The sequence below is a fragment of the Ligilactobacillus pobuzihii E100301 = KCTC 13174 genome, from assembly GCF_000349725.1.
Lineage (GTDB): Bacteria > Bacillota > Bacilli > Lactobacillales > Lactobacillaceae > Ligilactobacillus > Ligilactobacillus pobuzihii.
In genome coordinates this window covers 88,626-107,698 of sequence record NZ_KB714701.1, presented here as the reverse complement: position 1 = coordinate 107,698, position 19,073 = coordinate 88,626, and the positions used below count along the sequence as shown (strand labels likewise).

Below are 19,073 nucleotides of genomic sequence, written 5' to 3'. Positions count from 1 at the left end.
TACACCTGTTCCCATGCCGAACACAGAAGTTAAGCTTCGTCACGCCGAGAGTAGTTGGGGGATCGCCCCCTGCGAGGGTAGGTAGTTACCGCGCTTTGTTTTATTCCGGCATAGCTCAGTCGGTAGAGCATCTGACTGTTAATCAGGGTGTCGACGGTTCGAGTCCGCCTGCCGGAGTTTTTTAGTAGTTCAAAGCACTATTTTGACCCGTTGGTCAAGTGGTTAAGACACCGCCCTTTCACGGCGGTAACATGGGTTCAAATCCCGTACGGGTCACTTAACTGAATTAGTTTTGCCGGCTTAGCTCAGTTGGTAGAGCATCGGTATCGTAAACCGAGGGTCACAGGTTCGACTCCTGCAGCCGGCATAAAATAGTGGCTTAAAGTACTGATCTAGTAATGTTTTGTAAAACAAATCACCCATTTATTATCCACAATTTTCATTTTGAGAATTGTGGGTAATTTTTTGTCTTTAGTAAAACAAGCAAACTTCCGGTATGTTCTTCTGATTTAGCTTTGTATTTTTCAATAAGATAAACATATTTTTAGATGCAATCTACCATATTGGAATGGTCCGAGTGTTTGCTGGCAGCATATTCGATCGTCAAATAATGATGATTTTTCTTTTATGATCCTTTTTAATTAAAAAAAGCAAAAATTACGTGATTGTAGTCATGATTTGAAGTGTGTGACTGCGAGATCAAATGTTTTTGGTTTATGTTTACCAGGTTTAAAATACTATACTTAATTATGGAAGGTTACGATTTTTTAAAGATGAAATTTCATTTGAAGACACAGGATCATAAGTCGTAAAAAATGGGTAGTGCCATTTTATGCATATGTTCAGAAGATTTTTTATGATCATATTTTCAAGCCCATACATTAAAATTTAACCCTTGAAGGTAAATCATTTATTGTTCATATGAAATTTTTGCCTGTAAAATCGAAAATCCTAGCAGTATATTTTTTAATTTATTCTGAATAATAAATTCTCATTGAGTAAAATCAAAGAGTAAAATCAAAATAAGTAAAACTAGGTGAATATCGCTGACAAATCAAATATGCCTAACGAACCATTAAAAAATGCTTACGCTAACTTAGTTTATATGATTATCTACGAAAATTTACTATAAAAAGCTAAGGCTGCCCTTAGCTTGAAATGATAAAATGTTTAGCTAACAATTAATAATTGATGAATTTCATTGACGCATATATTATTGAATTTTATAATTAGTAATGTTATTTAATTTTATTTAAATGAATAAAACCCTTAGGGGTAAAGTATGGAGGAATCATATCTAATGAGTGGTAGTAAGGAGCCATCATTTCTTGGACACCCACGTGGTCTATCTACGCTGTTCTTTACTGAAATGTGGGAAAGATTCAGTTATTATGGTATGCGTGCCATTTTACTGTATTATATGTATTTTGCTGTTAGCAAGGGTGGATTAGGCTTTGATAAACCGACTGCAGCATCGATCATGTCGATTTATGGTTCACTAGTTTATCTTTCGAGTGTGCTTGGCGGATTTGTTAGTGATAGATTGTGGGGGCCACGTCGGACTGTCTTTGTCGGTGGTATCTTGATCATGTTTGGACATATCGTCTTGTCAACGCCATTTGGTAGTGCTGCATTGTTTATTTCAATTGGCTTGATCGTTATCGGTACTGGTTTATTGAAACCAAACGTGTCTGAAATGGTCGGTGGCCTTTATTCTGAAGAAGATACACGCCGAGATTCTGGGTTTAGTATTTTTGTTTTTGGTATTAATATGGGTGCATTCATTGCTCCTTATGTTGTTGGCTGGTTAGGCCAAAATGTGAACTTCCACCTTGGTTTTTCCTTGGCAGCTATCGGAATGTTTTTCGGATTAGTTCAGTATACGCTAGACGGTAGAAAGTATTTACCAAAAGACAGCTTGTATGCTTCTGATCCAATTCAGCCAGAAGAAACAAAATCGTTGATCAAGAAAGTTTCTATTGGTGTTGTAGCGATCATCTTGATTTTTGTCATCATGGCATTATTCAAAATGTTTAATATTAATAATGTAATCAATATTTTAAGTATCTGTGCTGTTTTAATACCTGTATTTTACTTTATTAGTATGTTGACCAGCAAGAAGGTAAGCAAAACTGAACGTTCGCGTGTATGGGCTTATGTTCCTCTATTTGTTGCTTCGATCCTATTTTGGTCAATTGAAGAACAAGGTTCAGTTGTTTTAGCATTGTTTGCTGAAGAACAAACAAAATTATCGATTGCCGGGTTCAACTTCCCAGCAAGTTGGTTCCAAAGCGCGAACCCATTATTCATTATGTTATATACACCATTCTTTGCAATGTTGTGGAGCAAGTTGGGTAAGAGACAGCCATCTTCTGGTAAAAAGTTCTCATACGGACTCTTCTTTTCCGGCGCATCTTTCTTATGGATGATGATTCCATTGTTAATGCATGGGACTGATACAAGAGTCAGTCCATGGTGGTTGATTGCTAGTTGGGCCTTGGTAATTATTGGTGAAATGCTAATTTCTCCAATTGGTTTATCAGTTACTACTAAGCTGGCTCCAAAAGTTTATCAATCACAGATGATGAGTATGTGGTTCTTAGGTGATGCGGCTGCGCAAGCTATTAATGCACAGATCGTTAGATTTTTTACTCCATCCAACGAAATCATGTACTTTGGCTTGATCGGTGGTATTACAGTTATTTTTGGTGTTATTTTATTATTCTTCGTTCCTAAAATTGAAAAACTTATGGCTGGGGTTAAGTAGCCATGAAAAGCTTTATGCCTTTCCTTTATAGGGGTATGAAGCTTTTTTTTAACTGGATTTGGATTTTTTTATATATTATTTAAAATAAATGTTGCATTTTAGTTGGAAACAGGTTATTATAAATAGGTCGGATAAATTAGACAAACATTTTTGGAAGGGTAGCGAAGTCTGGCTAAACGCGGCGGACTGTAAATCCGCTCCTTCGGGTTCGGTGGTTCGAATCCACTCCCTTCCACCATTATTGGGGTATAGCCAAGCGGTAAGGCATCGGGTTTTGATCCCGTGATTCGCTGGTTCGAATCCAGCTATCCCAATTAAAATAACTGATTCTCCTAAATCTTCGTTGAATGTTGATTTGGGAGTTTTTTTATCCTCAAGATTCAATAATTTGTTATAATCTAGAATGAAAAGAACATACAGTAGAAAAAGATAGGAGACTAAAATATGAGAATAGGTTTCATTGGTGTTGGTAATATGGCAAAAGCAATCATTGAAGGTATATTAGTAGCAGGTAAGATACCGTCACAAGATATTTATATTCATAGTGCTCACACTAATAATTATGAAAATTATGCTGAAGAAAAGAAGCTTGTAGCTTGTGTAGATAATAATGAGGTTGTGCAAAAGTCCGACATGGTGTTCTTAGCTGTTAAGCCTTTAGCAGCGGGTAAGGTCCTAGAAGAGATCAAGGACAGCGTATTAAAGAAAAAGGTTATTTTAGTTTCAATGTTAAGTGGGGTAAGCATAGAAGATCTAGAGAATTTTATTGGCTCTGATCAAGTAGAATTTTTGCGTATCATGCCAAATGTCAATGTAGCAATCAACCAAGGGATCACGGCGCTTGTTTCAAACCGGTCTTTAACTGATGAACATTATCAACAAGCTCAGTCTATCTTGAGAGACATTGGTCAAACTATCGATTTAAAAGAATCCGACTTTAGTACTTTTGTTGCTTTGGCAGGCAGCTCCCCGGCTTTTGTTTATTTCTATATTGATTCAATGGCTAAAGCAGGAGTTAAGTATGGTCTGAAAAAAGATGACGCAGTCAAAATCGCGGCTCAGGCAGTTTTAGGTAGTGCCGCTAATGTTTTGCAAAGCTCTAAAAGCCCACAGGATCTTGTAGATGATGTTTGTTCTCCAGGTGGAACGACTATCGCTGGATTACTTGCAATGGAAGAGACTGGCTTTATGCGTGCTGTAGTTAAGGGGATCGATGCGACTATTGCAAAGGATCAAGAATAGGTAATTAATTTAAGCTAAAAGCGTGAGTCAACTTGTTTTTTTGGTATATACCGATTATGATAGATATATTGAATCTAAATGAGGTGTAAAAATGAGCAAAGTACTAAAACATGCAGTAATTTATACAGGTGAAGAAAAAATAAACGATGGTTATTTGCGTTTTTCTAAAGAAATCGAAAACGTTGGACCAATGACAGATTTTTCTCCCCAGGCGGGTGATAATGAGGTCGTTGATCTGGAAGGAAAAATAGTAGTTCCAGGTTTCATCGATGTACATAGCCATGGCGGTTATAGTTTCGATGCAATGGACGGAAATGCGGCTGAGTTAGATGAAATGGTCACAGACATGGTATATGAAGGTGTGACCGGTTATTTCGCAACAACAATGACTCAATCAAATGAAAATATTGATAAAGCTATGATTGCTGTTGATGAAGCAATGAAAGAAAATCCTGTAATTTTAGGTGCGCACCTTGAAGGACCGTTTGTTGCAATGGATTTTAAAGGCGCTCAACCACCAGAATATATCAAAGATCCAGATGCCAAATTACTGGCTCATTGGAATGAGTTAGCTGGTGGAAATATTAAAATGATCACGTACGCACCTGAGCATAAAGGAACTGCAGAATTTGAAGACTATTGTTTAGCACACGGGATCGTACCATCTGCTGGCCATAGTAATGCTACTAGAGCTCAAATGAAGGCTTCTAAAGCGAGCCATGTCACCCATTTATATAATGCCCAGCGTGAATTTAAGCATCGTGAACCAGGTGTGACAGGCCATGCTTTGTTAGAAGATAACATATACTGTGAAATGATCGCCGATGGTTTCCATGTGATTCCGGATATGGTCAAATTAGCCTATGAACTTAAAGGACCTGACAAATTAGAGTTAGTCACTGATTCGATGCGTGCAAAGGGAATGCCTGAGGGAATTTCAGAACTTGGCGGACAAAAGGTGATCGTTAAAGATAAGCAAGCTCGATTGGAAGCTGGAAACTTAGCTGGTTCTGTTTTGCAATATCAAGATGCCTTTGTTAATATTATGAAATTCACAGGTTGTGGGATAAAAGAAGCAGTTAAAATGTCTTCTGTTAACCAAGCTAAAGAATTTGGACTAGAGTCTAAAGGTGGTTTACAGGTCGGTAAGGATGCAGATCTAAATGTTTTTGATACAGATCTTCATTTACAAAGAACTTATAGTTACGGCCGCCTTTTTGAAAAATAATGGTGGTAGATTTATAGAAAGATATGAATTGTAGAGGAAGTAGGGGTGCCGAGTGAGTTCGCCAATATATATACAGATCCATAATAAAATTAAGCAGACTATCGAGTCGGGCCAATGGAAAATTGGAGATCGGATCCCAGCTGAACGAGACTTAGCAGTTCAATTTGGTGTTAGTCGGATGACCTTGCGGCAAGCTGTGCAAACTTTAGTCGACGAAGGTATCTTGGAACGTCATGTTGGTTCTGGAACATTCGTTGCTCGACAAAAAGTGCAGGAAAGAATGTCTTCTGGTGTGACTAGTTTTACAGAAATTATTGAATCGCAAGGCAAGCAGGCTTCGAGTAAGACAATTTCTTATTTGGTCACTATGCCATCGATTTCTGAAAGTGAAAAATTGCATCTGATAAATGGTGAGAAAGTTTTACGCATGGAGCGGATCAGGTATGCAGATGATTTGCCAATTTGTTTTGAGGTAGCAACTTTGCCTTATAATTTGATCAAAGATTATGAACGCGCGCAAATTTCTGCTTCATTATATAAAACTTTAGAGGAACACGGTTTGTCGATTGGCCATGCTGAACAAACTGTTTCGGCGACATCAGCGCCCGAGCGAATCGCAGACTATCTTGATGTTAAGCGTGGGGCTGCAATTTTACGTTTACGGCAAACAACTAGTCTGAGTGACGGTCGCCCGTTTGAATATGTCAGAACTCAATATGTTGGTGAACGTTTCGAGTTTTATTTGGCAAAATAACATGAATAAAAGTTCAACTTGGTTATATTGGTGTGATATACACTGACATGACTTCACTGAGCTTTCTATTTTAAAGCAAATATAAAAAGAGGCTGGGCAAAACAATGTCCCAGTCTCTTCTTTTGCTAAAAATAATCAAATTATCGCTTGTAATTTTTTATAGCATAAACGCGTTTCAAAAGTCTGAATCCTCAGTGTAATGCCATTTACGCCATTCCTGTCCTGCGCCTTGCTACGGCCAAAAATGACGTAAACGACATTACACACCGGCTTCAAAACGGCTTTTGTCCCGCTCTCTTTATACATACTTTGTAATTAAAATTTGAAATCATAATCGCTATCTTTCATAGCCTCAACGTCACCTAACAAGTAACCATTACCGACCTGTGAAAAGAAATCGTGGTTAGAAGTAGAAGTTGAGATACCGTTCATAACGACTGGGTTCACATCTTCAGCGGTATCAGGAAAAAGCGGGTCCATTCCTAAGTTCATGAGCGCTTTATTAGCGTTATAACGTAAGAATGTTAACACGTCTTCTGCCCAACCAACTTGATCATATAATAAATGGGTATATTTTTCCTCATTTTCATAAAGGTCATACAGTAGGTCATACATCCATTCTGTCATCGATGAGCGTTCTTCCTCTGTCAATTCGTTAAAGCCAAGTTGAAACTTGTAACCAATATATGTTCCGTGGACTGATTCGTCACGTAAGATCAACTTAATGATCTCGGCAACGTTTGCTAGCTTGTTATGGCCTAACCAGTAAAGCGGAGTGTAGAACCCTGAATAAAACAAGAAAGTCTCTAAAAAGACAGAGGCGACTTTCTTTTGCAAGGGGTGTCCATTGTGGTAGATATCATTGATTTTTTGGGCCTTGTACTGTAGAAATTCATTGTTGTTCGTCCATTCGAAGATATCATCGATTTCTTTTGGTGTGTTTAAAGTTGAAAAAATTGATGAATAACTTTTAGCATGTACAGATTCCATGAATTCAATGTTATTTAACACAGCTTCTTCTTGTTGAGTTCGGATATCTTTTTTTAAAGATGCCATCCCATCTTGAGATTGTAAAGTATCTAGTAACGTTAAACCACCGAACACTTTATCTACTACATCTTTGTCATTGTCAGATAACGAACGCCAATCACTCAAATCATTTGAAAGCGGGATCCGAGTATCTAACCAAAACTGTTCAGTTAATTTTTCCCAGGTTGCTTTATCGATTTGATCTTCCAAAACGTTCCAATTTATCGCAGTATAATTTTCATTGTTCATTAAAGTTAACTCCTTAGAATAAAAAGGTCTTTAAATCGAGCAGCTTTCACATTCATTTGCCCCGATCACACCATTGTCGTCGGTAAAAGTCCGAATGTAATAGATCGATTTGATTCCTTTAGCGTGAGCATAATTTCTTAAGATAGAAAGGTCACGTGTAGTTAATTTGTCTGATTGAGGATCTTTCCATTCGTACATTCCTTTCGGAAGCGTCGAGCGTACAAATAAAGTCATACTTAGTCCCTGATCAACGTGGGTTTGTGCAGCTGCATAGGTATCGATCACTTTACGCATATCCATATCGTAAGCAGAAGTATAATACTGGATCGTATCGTTAGACAAGTATGGAGCAGGGTAGTAGATTTTACCGATCTTACGCTCCTGTCGTTCTTCGATCCGATTAATGATCGGTTGTAATGAAGCTGTTGTGTCATTGATATATGAGATCGAACCGGTTGGAGCAACTGCCATACGATTTTGGTGGTAAAGACCATCTTTTTTGATAGCTTCTTTTAATTGTTCCCATTCTGTTGGTCCAGGGACAAAGATATCTTTGAAAAGGTCTTGTACTTTTTTTGTTTGGGGACCAAAATTTTTTTGCAAATATTGATCAAAATACGAACCGTTTGCGTATTTACTCTTGGAGAAACCTACAAAAGTTTCTTGACGTTCTTTGGCAATCTTATTTGATGCAGCTAATGTCCAGTAGTTCAAAAGCATAAAGTAGACATTGGTGAAGTCAATTGCTTCTTTTGAACCATATTCAATATGATTCTTAGCCAGGTAGCCATGTAAGCCCATTGCACCTAATCCGATCGTATGAGCCTGATGGTTACCATGTTCGATCGATGGTACCACGTCGATCTTAGAATGATCTGTCACAAATGTAAGGGCACGTGTCATAGTTTCGACCGATTTACCGAAATTTGGAGATTCCATAAGATTAGCGATATTAGTTGAGCCAAGGTTGCAACTGATATCTGTACCTAATTGATCATATTCTTGACGGTTATTAACAATTGATGGCTTTTGTACCTGCATGATCTCTGAACAAAGGTTACTCATAATGATTTTGCCATCGATCGGATTAGCCTTATTTGCAGTATCTACGTTAATAATGTAAGGATAACCAGATTCTTGTTGTAACTTCGAGATTTCTTCTTCAAGTTCACGTGCTTTGATCTTTTGTTTAGGAATATCGGGGTTAGCTACCATATTGTCGTATTCTTTGGTAATGTCTACGTAAGAGAAAGGAGTATGATAAACTCGTTCAACGCCCCAAGGATCAAAGAGATACATGTCTGCGTTATTTTTCGCCAATTCATAGAATTTATCCGGGACAACCACACCCAAGGACAGAGTTTTGACACGGATCTTTTCATCAGCATTTTCCTTTTTGGCTGACAAAAACTGTACGATGTCAGGGTGAAAGACGTTTAAGTAAACAACGCCGGCACCTTGTCGTTGACCTAGCTGATTAGAGTATGAAAAACTATCTTCCAACAGTTTCATAACTGGTACAACACCTGAAGCAGCGCCTTCGATTCCTTTGATTGGTGCACCCGCACCACGTAAGTTACTTAAGGTGATCCCAACACCACCACCAATACGCGAGAGTTGCAAAGCAGAGTTAACACCACGTCCAATAGAGTTCATATCATCAGTCAGTTGAAGCAGGAAACAAGAAACGAGTTCACCACGACGTTTGCGACCGGCGTTTAGAAAGCTAGGGGTAGCAGGTTGGTAACGTTGATGGATCATTTCATCTGCTAAGCTAAGAGCAAGATTTTCATCACCATTAGCAAAATACAATGCATTGATCGCAACCCGGTCTATGTAACTTTCTAAATATGAATCATTATCATTTGTTCTTAAAGCGTACTGTGCGTAAAACTTATATGCTGCCATGAATGTTTTAAATTCAAAATCAGCACTTTTTAATTGTTGGTAAAGTTTCTCGATAAAAGACATCTCATATTTAGACAAAAATTCTTTTTCCAAATAATCATTTTTGATCAAGTAGTCAAATTTTTCTGGTAAAGAATCAAATTTGACCATATTTGGTTCAACATTTTCCTTTAGAAATGCTGCTAGAGCATCTTTGTCTTTGTTTAATTGGATCTTATCGTTCATCGGAATATTGACCTGGTTATTTAAGTCGTAGTAACTGACATTGTTACCATCTAATTGTTTAAGACTCAATTTCTTTCACCGCTTTCTCAAAATTTGTGACATCTTTAGTAGTCCCGTTGAATTCAAACGTATATAGAAGTGGAACGTTAAATTCCATCGCGATATCTTTAGCTGTAAAGACAAATAGTTCAGCAAAATTCCGGTTTCCCGTGCCGGCCACTCCTTGAAGTAGTTCTTGATTATTGCCATAATATAAAAAGTCGGTGACCGGTTCGGTAATGTCTTTTTCATACGTAGGTACGATCAAAACAAAGGGTTCACCAACTTCAATTTCTGGATCGATCGGATCGATCTCATATGTGTCGTTCATTGTCAGCTTTTTGACAAATCTTTTAGTTTGTCCAGTTACGCTAAAATAAACTATTTTCATTGTGCGATCAACTTTTTCAAAAGGTCAGGGCGGAAGCCGTTTACGATCGGCTGAGCATTGTTTTCCAAGACAGGAACACTGCGGAAACCTTTACCTTTTAAATAATCAATATATTCTGGTGTGTCATTAATATTTTTTTCGGAAAAATCAATGTTATGTTCTGTCAGAAACTTTTTCGTCATTTTACATTGGATGCAGTTGTTTTTTGTATAAAGTTCTAAGCTCATTTCGAGGACCTCCTAGATTGATTTACTTGATTTAGTATACAACAATATTTGATGATTTCAAGTATAAAACACCAGATATAGTGTAAAGTTTTGCAAAATTCATCGATATATGGTGTAACGGTGGGGGGCTAAAAAATATATTAGTAAAAAATATGTTAAACCAAAGAAAGTAATTGATAGTCAACTTGTCTTAATTTAAGATAAAGAGTGGAAGAAAAATAAAAAATATTTTTAAAGTACTTAACAGTAAATCTTAGAAGAAAAAGAGGAAAATCATTGGCAGATCATTATTATACAAAAGATCCGACTGCAAAACACGCTGAAAAATCATGGACGTTTTCTCTTTATGAACACGACTTTGTTTTTACTACAGATAGTGGTGTTTTTTCAAAAAATACGGTCGACTTTGGTTCAAGGACACTCTTAGATGCGATCAAAGAGCTTGAATTCGTGCAAGGCGAATTTTTAGATGTCGGTTGTGGTTATGGACCGATCGGGCTAGCAGTTGCCTTTGACCGACCCAAGCGCCAGGTCGATATGGTAGATATTAACGAACGAGCACTTGGATTGGCTAAAAAAAATGCTGCTGCTAATCAGATCAGTAATGTAAATATTTTTAGTTCTGATATTTATGCTGGTGTCACGGGGACCCAATATGCTGCAGTACTCACTAACCCACCGATCCGTGCCGGGAAAAAAGTTGTTCATGAAATTTTGTCGGGGGCAAAACAACATCTGGCATCTGGTGGTATTTTATTAGCGGTGATCCAAAAAAAGCAGGGCGCACCATCAGCACAGAAAAAAATGGCAGAAGTTTATGGCAACTGTGAAGTTGTTTTGAAACGTAAGGGATATTTTATCTTGAAGAGTGTGAGAGATTAGATGATGCAATATTCACAAGAACAGTTGAAGCTGTTCATGCAAGCAGCTATTGGAGAAGCTCATAAGGCAGCGACAATGGGTGAAGTTCCAATCGGTTGTGTAGTCGTAGATGATGGTGTGATCATCGGTCGTGGACATAATTTACGAGAGTCTAGTCATGATGTCACCGCTCATGCTGAGATCTGTGCCATCCAGCAAGCTAATCAACAAAAAAAAGACTGGCGTTTAGAAAATTGCAGCTTGTTTGTCACGTTGGAGCCTTGTCCAATGTGTGCGGGAGCAATCGTGAATGCGCGGCTTAAGTCAGTTTATTATGGTTGTGCTGATAAGAAAGCTGGAAGTGCGGGCACATTGATGAATTTATTGACCGAAACGCGCTTTAACCATCAAGTCGAAGTTGATAAGGGACTTTGTCGTTTAGAATGTGTCAAATTACTGAGCGACTTTTTTGCAAAAATTAGAGAAAAAACAGAAAAAGACTAGCATTTTAGGGTGATTTCATGTAATATAGTAGTTGCCGTAAGGCCTTGGGGCAATGTTGTCCTTACAAAGCGTGTCAGGTCCGGAAGGAAGCAGCACTAAGTTTGGTTCGGCATGTGCCTTAAGTTATTATGATATTTAAACCCTGGTCTTTTAAAGATCAGGGATTTTTTTTAAGAATGATACTTGCGCTAGTAGTTGAGTCTGATCGTTAATATTTGCAAATTGTTAATGATTTTAAGTCGTTGGTTTTGTTTTATTGAGCAACACTGATTTGGATTTATTAAACAAGTGTCTTTATTAGAAAAGTGAGATGTGGTTGATAAGAATATAGCCACTTTTTGGTCAGACAGATAACCTAAGTGTTTTATTAAGGAGGAGACGGAAATGAGTTACCAAGCCTTATATCGTGCTTGGCGTCCGCAAAAGTTTGATGATCTTGTTGGACAAGAATTAGTTACTAAAACTCTGAAGAATGCTTTAATAACTAAGCAAACGTCTCATGCGTATTTATTTACTGGACCACGTGGAACCGGGAAAACCTCGGCGGCTAAAATTTTTGCCAAGGCGATCAATTGCCATTTTCAAGATAATGGCGAACCTTGTAATGAGTGTGAGACTTGTACTTCGATCACTGCTGGCAGACAAAACGATGTAATTGAGATCGATGCTGCCTCAAATAATGGTGTCGAAGAGATTCGCGACATTCGTGACAAAGTCAAATATGCTCCAACTGAGTGTGATTATAAAATATATATAATTGACGAAGTTCATATGCTTTCAACTGGGGCATTCAATGCTTTATTAAAAACATTGGAGGAACCACCTGGTAATGTAGTTTTTATTTTAGCTACGACCGAACCGCATAAGATACCAGCTACCATTATTTCACGGACTCAACGTTTTGATTTCAGAAGGATCCAACCAGCGGTCATCTTACGCAGAATGGAATATATTGTTAAAGAAAAACAGTTAAAATATGATCCGGCTGCTTTAAAACTGATCGCACAGGCTGCGGAAGGCGGAATGCGTGATGCTTTAAGCATTTTAGATCAGGTAATGTCGTTTGGAAACGATGAGATCACGTTAGAAAATGCATTGATGGTCACGGGCAGTGTTCAAAATGATGAATTGCTAAAATATTTACAACAAGTTACTAAAAAAGATACTGCACAAGCATTAGAAACCTTGCATCAGATTTTAGATGATGGTAAAGATGCTGCACGTTTCGTTGAAGATCTGATCAGTTTCTGTCGTGATCTATTATTGTATCAACAGATGCCTGAACAGATCGAAAAGGATGAACTTGACGTCGTTAATGATGATTTTCGTAATTTTGCTCAAGAAATTAAACCAGAAAAGATTTATCAAATGATCGATCTTTTAAATGAACAACAAGAAAATATGCGTTTTACCGCACATGCTTCGATTTATTTAGAAGTTCTGACGGTTAAATTGTCTTCAAGCCAACCAGCTACAACTGCACCAAATGCTACAGCAGTACCTGCGCCGGAAAACCTAGAACCAAAATATACTGTTAAGTTTGAAGATTTAACACGACAAATTAAACAGTTACAACAACAAGTTGAACAGTTACAACAAGCACAAAGTTTAGGTCAGACAACAAATGCTGACCAGCAACCACCTCAGCAGGCACAAGCTAAACACTCACAAAATAGAAGGGGTTCTTCTTCAACTAAAATAGATCTACAACAGGTCTATGGGGTACTAGGAGAAGCTACTAGGGATAGTCTTAATGAAATAAAAGATGTTTGGAATGATTTGTTAAATATGTTGACAGTTGCTCAACGGGCTGTGATGCATGTTAGTTCACCAGTTGCAGCAAGTTATGACGGAGTGATCGTTACCTTTCAATTTGATTTTCTGTGTCAACGAGCGCAGAATGACCAACAGTTAGAAGACACTTTGGAAAACGGGCTTGATCGGTTGATTGGTCGGGTGCCGCGATTGATTTTTATGCCACAAGAACAATGGCCGCAGATCAGACAGGATTATTTAAATGGTCAAAAGGTTGGTAAAAAAGGTATACCAGATCCAGTTGGAAAGGAAAATGGTCAAGCAAAAAAAGGTTCCACACCAAAAAAATCAAAGGCAGATCCAGTTGTGGATGAGGCTCTAAAATTATTTGGTAACGAAATAGTAGATATTAAAAATGACTAGAAAAAAGGGGTAAATACTTATGATGCCAGGAAATATGCAAGGTATGATGAAAAAGGTCCAAAAAATGCAAAAACAAATGCAAAAAGATCAAGAAGAGCTGAATCAGACAGAATTTACAGGTAAAGCATCAAATGATGAAGTTGTTGCCAAATTCACTGGTGATAAAAAAATGACGGATCTTTCGATCAAAGAAGAAGCAATTGATCCAGACGATCCGGACATGTTACAAGACTTGATCATTATGGCTGTTAATGATGCAATGGATCAAATTGACCAAAAGACACAGTCGACTTTAGGCAAGTATTCTCAGGGAATGCCTAGAATGTAATTTTAAGTCAGAGGAGTTTTTGTCATGCAATATCCAGAACCAATCGCTAAATTGATCGATAGTTATATGAAATTGCCCGGTATTGGGAACAAAACTGCGATCCGTTTGGCATTTTATACGATAGACATGGATGAAAAAGATGTGGCTAACTTTTCTGCGTCTTTATTAGCCGCAAAACGTGATCTGCATTATTGTAGCATTTGCGGGAATATCACTGAAACAGATCCTTGTACCATCTGCGCTGATAAAGCCCGTGATCGCTCCCAGTTGATCGTGGTCGAACAGCCTAAAGATGTAATGTCGCTGGAAAAAATGCGGGAATATCATGGCTTGTATCACGTTTTACATGGTGTTTTATCGCCAATTGAAGGCAAAGGTCCAGAAGACATCAATATTAAAAGCCTGGTTCAAAGGTTACAGAAAAACGATAGTATCAAAGAAGTGATCATTGCGACTAATGCAACTCCTGAAGGAGAAGCTACGGCAATGTATCTTTCACGTTTGATCAAGCCAGCTGGGATCAAGGTAACTCGCTTGGCTTCTGGTTTAGCTGTAGGTAGTGATATTGAATATGCTGATGAGATGACACTCTTTAAGGCAATTGAAGGACGTCAAGAAATCTAGGCGGGGTAGAAAATGTTTGGCAAAAGAAGAAAAAATTTAAAAAAAGAGTTCGATGATATTCTTTTGGAAGATATTGATCAAGCCTTTACTACTTGGATCAATGCTAGGAAGAACCAGGAAACAGTCTTTGAGGCTGATGAAGAGATGGCTGCACAGACCAAAGCAACTCGAGCACAGTATGAGCTGTTATATCGAGAAGCACGGATTCGACAAGTTAAGGGTCATCTACAGTCTTCTGTTATTAGTCGATAAGTATAGCTAATGTCTGTTTAGCGTAAAAATGGACAGTGAACTATTTTTTAAGTACAATATAATTAATTAAATATAATTGAGGTTTTTTAAGTGGCTGGAATGTTTGTAACATTTGAAGGAACAGATGGCTCAGGTAAAACTAGTGTCATCAAAGGTTTGCTTGCTCGTTTAGACGAGATAGGCTTGCACGATGATTATCTCGTCACTAGAGAACCTGGTGGCAGTTGTATATCTGAAGCGATACGCGAAGTTATTTTAGATAAAAAAAATACTGAAATGGATCAGAAAACGGAGGCTCTGTTATATGCAGCATCCAGACGGCAACATTTAGTTGAAAAGATACTTCCGGCGTTAGCGGATGATAAAATTGTTCTATGTGATCGTTTTGTTGATAGTTCCTTAGCTTATCAGGGAGCTGGACGTGAAGTTGGTGTTAATGAAGTTGCTGCGATCAATCGGTTTGCAACGGGGGGATTGAGTCCCGATTTAACTTTTTACTTTGATTTAGATCCAACAATCGGTTTAAAGCGTATCAAAACTAATCGTCAAGATGAAGTTAATCGGCTTGATGAAGAACAATTAAGTTTTTATCAACAAGTCCGGGCTGAATACTTGGAGTTGGCACGTCAGGAACCAAACAGAATTAAAACTATTGATGCTTCGCAAACTGAATCTATGGTCGAAGCAGAGGTTTTTTCTCAATTGAAAAAGTATTTATGATAAAGTTAACTATTTAGTATAGAAATTTTGGAGGTAGAAACCATGAAATTGATTATTGCAATCATTCAAGATAAAGACAGTAACCGATTAAGCAATGCTTTTATAGAACAAGACATTCGGGCAACTAAACTTTCATCGACCGGTGGGTTCCTCCGGTCTGGTAATTCGACATTTTTAGTGGGTGTGGAAGATGAAAAGGTTGAAAGTGTCTTAGAATTGATCAAAACGACTTCAAAGACAAGAAAACAATTTATGGCACCGCCAGTAAACTTAGATTCACCAATGGAAGCTGCTGGGGCATATCCAGTAGAAGTTCAAGTTGGTGGAGCGACAGTTTTCGTGTTGCCAATAGACGCGTTTCATCAATTCTAAGCGTGACGGCTAATGGATATTAAAAAAGCTCAGCCACGATTAACAAATCATTTTGCTGACCTTATTTCACATAAGCGTTTAGCTCATGCATACTTGTTAACGGGGGAGTCTGGATCTGGAAAAAAAGAATTAGCATTGTGGGTTGCAAAGTTACTATTTTGTGAGGATCCTAGTTTGTCTGGTCCATGTGATCATTGTTCTGAATGTTTGCGGATCAGCCAAAATGAGCATCCAGATGTTGTTGAGATCGCACCTGCTGGTTTGTCGATCAAAATCGACCAAATTCGTTATTTGAAATCTGAATTTGCCAAAAGTGGTGTGGAAGGAGTCCAAAAAGTTTTTATTATTGAGGACGCAGAAAAGATGTCAATCAGTGCTGCGAACGGTTTATTAAAATTTTTGGAAGAACCGAGTGGGACTGTGACAGCTTTTTTGCTGACTAGTGAGCAAAATAAGATCCTACCCACGATTATTTCAAGGTGTCAGTTGTTAGAGTTGAATGCGCCTCAACTTCCTTTACTAATTGAGAAGTTAGAGTCAGATGGAATCGAAAAAAATCAGGCTAACTTACTGGTCAATTTGACAAAAAATGTTGATCGAGCAGAACAGATCAATGAAGATGAAGATTTTCAGAAATTGATCAAAAATCTGTGGAGTTGGTATAGTGCGGTTTTAAAGAATGATTTAATTGCTTTTGTTAAAGTACAAACCACTTTAGTTCCGTTAGTTGATTCGCGCGAAAAACAAGATAATTTATTATTTTTAATAGCTTTGTTGGCTCGTGATTTAATGCTTTTTGCAAATAATCCTAACCAACAGTTTGTTTTTACAATGTTTGAAAAAGATTTTAGTTCAAAAATGAAAAATATTTCCGCAGCGGCAGCCACCAATGCTTGTGAAACTGTTTTAAAAAAGTGGAGATTGCTGTCGGTCAATGTCTCGATTCAGAATATTTTAGAGTCGTTAACGTTGGAATTATGTGATTGTTATCATCAATAAGTGAAGGTGAATTGTGTTGGATAAACGTGAGTTATATGACAATTTTGATCAGTTAGGTAAAAAAGCAGACGAACTGCGCCTAACAATAGGTGATACACAAGATTCAATAAGATATTTGATTGAGAAAAACGCTGAACTTGAGATCGAAAATCAACATTTGCGCGAACGATTGCGTGAGCTTGAAGATAAGACAACCTCTAAAAATAATGCAACAGGTTTGTCAAAATCCCGCCAAAATTTGGAAAAACTGTATGAAGAAGGTTTTCATGTCTGTAACGTGGATAACATGTATGGCTCGAGAAGGATCAATGACGAGCCGTGCGTTTTTTGTCAGGATGTCATTTACGGGGAGAGAAGTTAATGAGTATTCAAATCACTAGTAGTTTTCGTGGTGAAAACATTAAGGGGACGTTATATTTAGTGCCGACACCGATCGGAAATTTAGGCGATATGAGTTCACGTGCTATTTCAACTTTGCAAGATGTGGATTTGATCGCAGCTGAGGATACTCGAAATACCCAAAAACTATTAAATCATTTTGAAATTACAACAAAACAGATCAGTTTTCATGAATATAATACAAATGAGCGGATCCCACAGTTAATTAAAAAATTACAAATGGGAGTAGATATCGCACAGGTCAGTGATGCAGGTATGCCGTCTATTAGTGATCCGGGTTCTGAATTAGTTGAAGCTTGTGTTAATGCTCAGATCAGGGTCGTCCCGATTCCTGGTCCAAATGCAGCCTTGACAGCATTGATTGCTTCTAGTCTGTGCCCCCAGCCTTTTTTGTTCTACGGTTTTTTATCACGCAAAAATACTGAAAGGCGGCAGGAATTAGAAGAGTTATCTGCTCAGAGAGTTTCTTTGATTTTTTATGAAGCACCACATCGCCTGGTGAAGACTTTAAAAAGTTTAAGTGAGATACTGGGGGCAAAACGACGTATAGTTTTGTGTCGTGAACTAACTAAACGATACGAAGAATTCTTACGTGGAACGATCGCAGAAGCGTATGAATGGGCTAATAGTTCAGAAATCAAGGGTGAGTTTGTATTAATAGTTGAGGGAAATCCTGAACCACAACAAGCACAATCACAGGCTATTTTACCTCTTGAAGAACAGGTTGAGCTCTTACTTAAAAATGAAAATTTAAAACCGAATGATGCAATCAAACAAGTTGCAAAACAAAACAAGCTAAAAAAACAAGTTGTTTATAATAAATATCATCATCTTGACTAGTTTTTAGTAAAATGTTTGTAAGCCATTATTCATAAAAACGTTGCTTAGGTGTTTTTACATCAAGCTCGTTTTTTTGTATCAATGCTTAGTTAAAAATTTAAGTTCAAATTAAATTACGAAGTAAAGCAGAGGTTATTTAAAATGAGTGCAAAACAATATAGTGAAGATCATCGTGTTGTCTATTATGAAACGAACGTAACTGGTACTGTGGGAATTGGTCGTTTAGTTGACTTAATGATGTTAGCTTCAGAAGATCAAAGTAAACAATTAGGCGTGACTAACGAAAAGATCGCAAAACGTGGATTAGGTTGGGTAGTGACACAACATATCATTGATATAACTCGTTTGCCACAAGCTGATGATGTGATTACACTTTCTACGATCGCAAAAAGTTATAATCGTTTCTTTTGTTATCGTGATTTTAAGGTAGAAGATCAACATGGAAATGAATTAGTTAAAATGCACAGTGTTTTTGTTCTGATGGATCGTCAAAAGCGCAAAATCGTGCGGTTGCCCGTAGATATTATTACACCATATGAAGCTGAATATACTAAAAGAATTGAACGGTTAAAAACGCCACAGTCCGTTGAAAATATTAGTGGTCAAAAAAACTACCGGGTTCGTTTCATGGATATTGATGCTAATCATCATGTCAATAACGTGCACTATTTTGACTGGATGTTAGATGCTTTATCATCTGATTTTTTGTTGAACCATCGCTTAACTAAGATGAATATTTCGTATCGTCAAGAAGTGTATTATGGTGACCAGATCACTAGTGAGGTTGAATTAGACGAAAAAAACTTGACTACTAAGCATTTGATCACAACAGGCGACCAGCAAAATTGTTTGGCCGAATGTCAGTGGGAAAAAATTAAATAATTATAAGGGCGTTAGGAATTTTTTACTATCACCTCTTTTGTAAGAGAGCGAGACA

At 37.6% G+C, this 19,073-nt stretch carries 20 protein-coding genes, 5 tRNA genes, 1 rRNA gene and 1 other RNA gene; 23 read left to right on the top strand and 4 right to left on the bottom strand.

The window, feature by feature from the left end:
* The 10 genes from rrf to LACPOB_RS0109690 form a co-directional block, all read left to right on the top strand.
* Nucleotides 1-94: ribosomal RNA gene (gene rrf / locus LACPOB_RS12305) — 5S ribosomal RNA — on the top strand; the annotation flags it as partial.
* Between the two features lie 10 nt (nt 95-104).
* Nucleotides 105-177: transfer RNA gene (locus LACPOB_RS0109730), tRNA-Asn, on the top strand.
* Between the two features lie 27 nt (nt 178-204).
* Nucleotides 205-276, top strand: a tRNA-Glu gene (locus LACPOB_RS0109725).
* A gap of 18 nt (nt 277-294) precedes the next feature.
* Nucleotides 295-367: transfer RNA gene (locus LACPOB_RS0109720), tRNA-Thr, on the top strand.
* A 933-nt stretch (nt 368-1,300) separates the two neighbouring features.
* Nucleotides 1,301-2,767 (top strand): peptide MFS transporter, encoded by a 1,467-nt coding sequence (locus tag LACPOB_RS0109715; protein WP_017868651.1) that lies wholly within the window; start codon nt 1,301-1,303, stop codon nt 2,765-2,767.
* Between the two features lie 152 nt (nt 2,768-2,919).
* Nucleotides 2,920-3,005 (top strand) — tRNA-Tyr (locus LACPOB_RS0109710).
* Between the two features lie 4 nt (nt 3,006-3,009).
* Nucleotides 3,010-3,081, top strand: a tRNA-Gln gene (locus LACPOB_RS0109705).
* A gap of 130 nt (nt 3,082-3,211) precedes the next feature.
* Entirely contained in the window at nt 3,212-4,009 is a 798-nt protein-coding gene (gene proC, locus LACPOB_RS0109700) for a pyrroline-5-carboxylate reductase (RefSeq protein ID WP_017868650.1), read from the top strand.
* Between the two features lie 91 nt (nt 4,010-4,100).
* Entirely contained in the window at nt 4,101-5,237 is a 1,137-nt protein-coding gene (gene nagA, locus LACPOB_RS0109695) for an N-acetylglucosamine-6-phosphate deacetylase (RefSeq protein ID WP_017868649.1), read from the top strand.
* A 52-nt stretch (nt 5,238-5,289) separates the two neighbouring features.
* The gene (locus tag LACPOB_RS0109690; RefSeq protein WP_017868648.1) at nt 5,290-5,991 is read left to right on the top strand and encodes a GntR family transcriptional regulator; all 702 of its coding nucleotides are present in this window, start codon (nt 5,290-5,292) and stop codon (nt 5,989-5,991) included.
* 315 nt (nt 5,992-6,306) lie between these two features.
* On the opposite strand, the gene nrdF is transcribed toward LACPOB_RS0109690, so the two are convergent.
* From nrdF to nrdH, 4 genes are read right to left on the bottom strand one after another with little or no spacing between them, the layout of a single operon-like run.
* A complete protein-coding gene (gene nrdF, locus LACPOB_RS0109685) occupies nt 6,307-7,269 on the bottom strand; it encodes a class 1b ribonucleoside-diphosphate reductase subunit beta (RefSeq protein WP_017868647.1) in 963 nt (320 codons plus the stop codon).
* A 30-nt stretch (nt 7,270-7,299) separates the two neighbouring features.
* Complete coding sequence (nrdE, locus tag LACPOB_RS12035) at nt 7,300-9,471, bottom strand: class 1b ribonucleoside-diphosphate reductase subunit alpha (RefSeq protein ID WP_017868646.1); 2,172 nt, start codon at nt 9,469-9,471, stop codon at nt 7,300-7,302.
* Nucleotides 9,461-9,832: a class Ib ribonucleoside-diphosphate reductase assembly flavoprotein NrdI gene (gene nrdI, locus LACPOB_RS0109665; protein ID WP_017868645.1), complete on the bottom strand. Its 372-nt coding sequence runs from the start codon at nt 9,830-9,832 to the stop codon at nt 9,461-9,463. Before nrdI ends, nrdE begins: the two co-directional genes overlap by 11 nt.
* Nucleotides 9,829-10,059 (bottom strand): glutaredoxin-like protein NrdH, encoded by a 231-nt coding sequence (gene nrdH / locus LACPOB_RS0109660; RefSeq protein ID WP_017868644.1) that lies wholly within the window; start codon nt 10,057-10,059, stop codon nt 9,829-9,831. The genes nrdI and nrdH overlap by 4 nt, the downstream gene beginning before the upstream one ends.
* Nucleotides 10,060-10,335: 276 nt before the next feature.
* Here nrdH and LACPOB_RS0109655 point away from each other — a divergent pair, with 276 nt between their 5' ends.
* The 13 genes from LACPOB_RS0109655 (at nt 10,336) to LACPOB_RS0109600 (ending at nt 19,018) form a co-directional block, all read left to right on the top strand.
* Nucleotides 10,336-10,941 (top strand): class I SAM-dependent methyltransferase, encoded by a 606-nt coding sequence (locus LACPOB_RS0109655; RefSeq protein WP_017868643.1) that lies wholly within the window; start codon nt 10,336-10,338, stop codon nt 10,939-10,941.
* Nucleotides 10,942-11,424 (top strand): tRNA adenosine(34) deaminase TadA, encoded by a 483-nt coding sequence (gene tadA / locus LACPOB_RS0109650; protein WP_017868642.1) that lies wholly within the window; start codon nt 10,942-10,944, stop codon nt 11,422-11,424.
* Nucleotides 11,425-11,465: 41 nt separating this feature from the next.
* Nucleotides 11,466-11,552, top strand: an RNA gene (gene ffs / locus LACPOB_RS12525) — signal recognition particle sRNA small type.
* 256 nt (nt 11,553-11,808) lie between these two features.
* Nucleotides 11,809-13,602 (top strand): DNA polymerase III subunit gamma/tau, encoded by a 1,794-nt coding sequence (gene dnaX, locus LACPOB_RS0109645; RefSeq protein ID WP_017868641.1) that lies wholly within the window; start codon nt 11,809-11,811, stop codon nt 13,600-13,602.
* 19 nt (nt 13,603-13,621) lie between these two features.
* Nucleotides 13,622-13,930 (top strand): YbaB/EbfC family nucleoid-associated protein, encoded by a 309-nt coding sequence (locus tag LACPOB_RS0109640; protein ID WP_017868640.1) that lies wholly within the window; start codon nt 13,622-13,624, stop codon nt 13,928-13,930.
* A gap of 24 nt (nt 13,931-13,954) precedes the next feature.
* Complete coding sequence (gene recR, locus LACPOB_RS0109635) at nt 13,955-14,554, top strand: recombination mediator RecR (protein WP_017868639.1); 600 nt, start codon at nt 13,955-13,957, stop codon at nt 14,552-14,554.
* 12 nt (nt 14,555-14,566) lie between these two features.
* A complete protein-coding gene (locus tag LACPOB_RS0109630; RefSeq protein WP_017868638.1) occupies nt 14,567-14,806 on the top strand; it encodes a YaaL family protein in 240 nt (79 codons plus the stop codon).
* Between the two features lie 90 nt (nt 14,807-14,896).
* A complete protein-coding gene (gene tmk, locus LACPOB_RS0109625; RefSeq protein ID WP_017868637.1) occupies nt 14,897-15,526 on the top strand; it encodes a dTMP kinase in 630 nt (209 codons plus the stop codon).
* Nucleotides 15,527-15,568: 42 nt separating this feature from the next.
* Nucleotides 15,569-15,898: a cyclic di-AMP receptor DarA gene (darA, locus tag LACPOB_RS0109620; protein ID WP_017868636.1), complete on the top strand. Its 330-nt coding sequence runs from the start codon at nt 15,569-15,571 to the stop codon at nt 15,896-15,898.
* Nucleotides 15,899-15,910: 12 nt separating this feature from the next.
* The gene (gene holB / locus LACPOB_RS0109615) at nt 15,911-16,897 is read left to right on the top strand and encodes a DNA polymerase III subunit delta' (protein ID WP_017868635.1); all 987 of its coding nucleotides are present in this window, start codon (nt 15,911-15,913) and stop codon (nt 16,895-16,897) included.
* A gap of 16 nt (nt 16,898-16,913) precedes the next feature.
* Nucleotides 16,914-17,258, top strand: a complete 345-nt coding sequence (locus LACPOB_RS0109610; protein WP_017868634.1) for a DNA replication initiation control protein YabA — start codon at nt 16,914-16,916, stop codon at nt 17,256-17,258.
* Nucleotides 17,258-18,136 (top strand): 16S rRNA (cytidine(1402)-2'-O)-methyltransferase, encoded by an 879-nt coding sequence (gene rsmI / locus LACPOB_RS0109605; protein ID WP_017868633.1) that lies wholly within the window; start codon nt 17,258-17,260, stop codon nt 18,134-18,136. Before LACPOB_RS0109610 ends, rsmI begins: the two co-directional genes overlap by 1 nt.
* Nucleotides 18,137-18,277: 141 nt before the next feature.
* Nucleotides 18,278-19,018 carry an acyl-[acyl-carrier-protein] thioesterase gene (locus LACPOB_RS0109600; protein ID WP_017868632.1) on the top strand — a complete coding sequence of 247 codons (741 nt, stop codon included), beginning with the start codon at nt 18,278-18,280 and terminating at the stop codon, nt 19,016-19,018.
* Nucleotides 19,019-19,073 lie beyond the last annotated feature (55 nt).

Bases quoted from the DNA above. Each gene is read 5' to 3' on its own strand.
- LACPOB_RS0109715 (WP_017868651.1), top strand. From the start codon at position 1,301: ATGAGTGGTAGTAAGGAGCCATCATTTCTTGGACACCCACGTGGTCTA.
- proC (WP_017868650.1), top strand. From the start codon at position 3,212: ATGAGAATAGGTTTCATTGGTGTTGGTAATATGGCAAAAGCAATCATT.
- nagA (WP_017868649.1), top strand. From the start codon at position 4,101: ATGAGCAAAGTACTAAAACATGCAGTAATTTATACAGGTGAAGAAAAA.
- nrdF (WP_017868647.1), bottom strand. From the start codon at position 7,269: ATGAACAATGAAAATTATACTGCGATAAATTGGAACGTTTTGGAAGAT.
- nrdI (WP_017868645.1), bottom strand. From the start codon at position 9,832: ATGAAAATAGTTTATTTTAGCGTAACTGGACAAACTAAAAGATTTGTC.
- nrdH (WP_017868644.1), bottom strand. From the start codon at position 10,059: ATGAGCTTAGAACTTTATACAAAAAACAACTGCATCCAATGTAAAATG.
- tadA (WP_017868642.1), top strand. From the start codon at position 10,942: ATGATGCAATATTCACAAGAACAGTTGAAGCTGTTCATGCAAGCAGCT.
- dnaX (WP_017868641.1), top strand. From the start codon at position 11,809: ATGAGTTACCAAGCCTTATATCGTGCTTGGCGTCCGCAAAAGTTTGAT.
- LACPOB_RS0109640 (WP_017868640.1), top strand. From the start codon at position 13,622: ATGATGCCAGGAAATATGCAAGGTATGATGAAAAAGGTCCAAAAAATG.
- recR (WP_017868639.1), top strand. From the start codon at position 13,955: ATGCAATATCCAGAACCAATCGCTAAATTGATCGATAGTTATATGAAA.
- LACPOB_RS0109630 (WP_017868638.1), top strand. From the start codon at position 14,567: ATGTTTGGCAAAAGAAGAAAAAATTTAAAAAAAGAGTTCGATGATATT.
- darA (WP_017868636.1), top strand. From the start codon at position 15,569: ATGAAATTGATTATTGCAATCATTCAAGATAAAGACAGTAACCGATTA.
- holB (WP_017868635.1), top strand. From the start codon at position 15,911: ATGGATATTAAAAAAGCTCAGCCACGATTAACAAATCATTTTGCTGAC.
- rsmI (WP_017868633.1), top strand. From the start codon at position 17,258: ATGAGTATTCAAATCACTAGTAGTTTTCGTGGTGAAAACATTAAGGGG.
- LACPOB_RS0109600 (WP_017868632.1), top strand. From the start codon at position 18,278: ATGAGTGCAAAACAATATAGTGAAGATCATCGTGTTGTCTATTATGAA.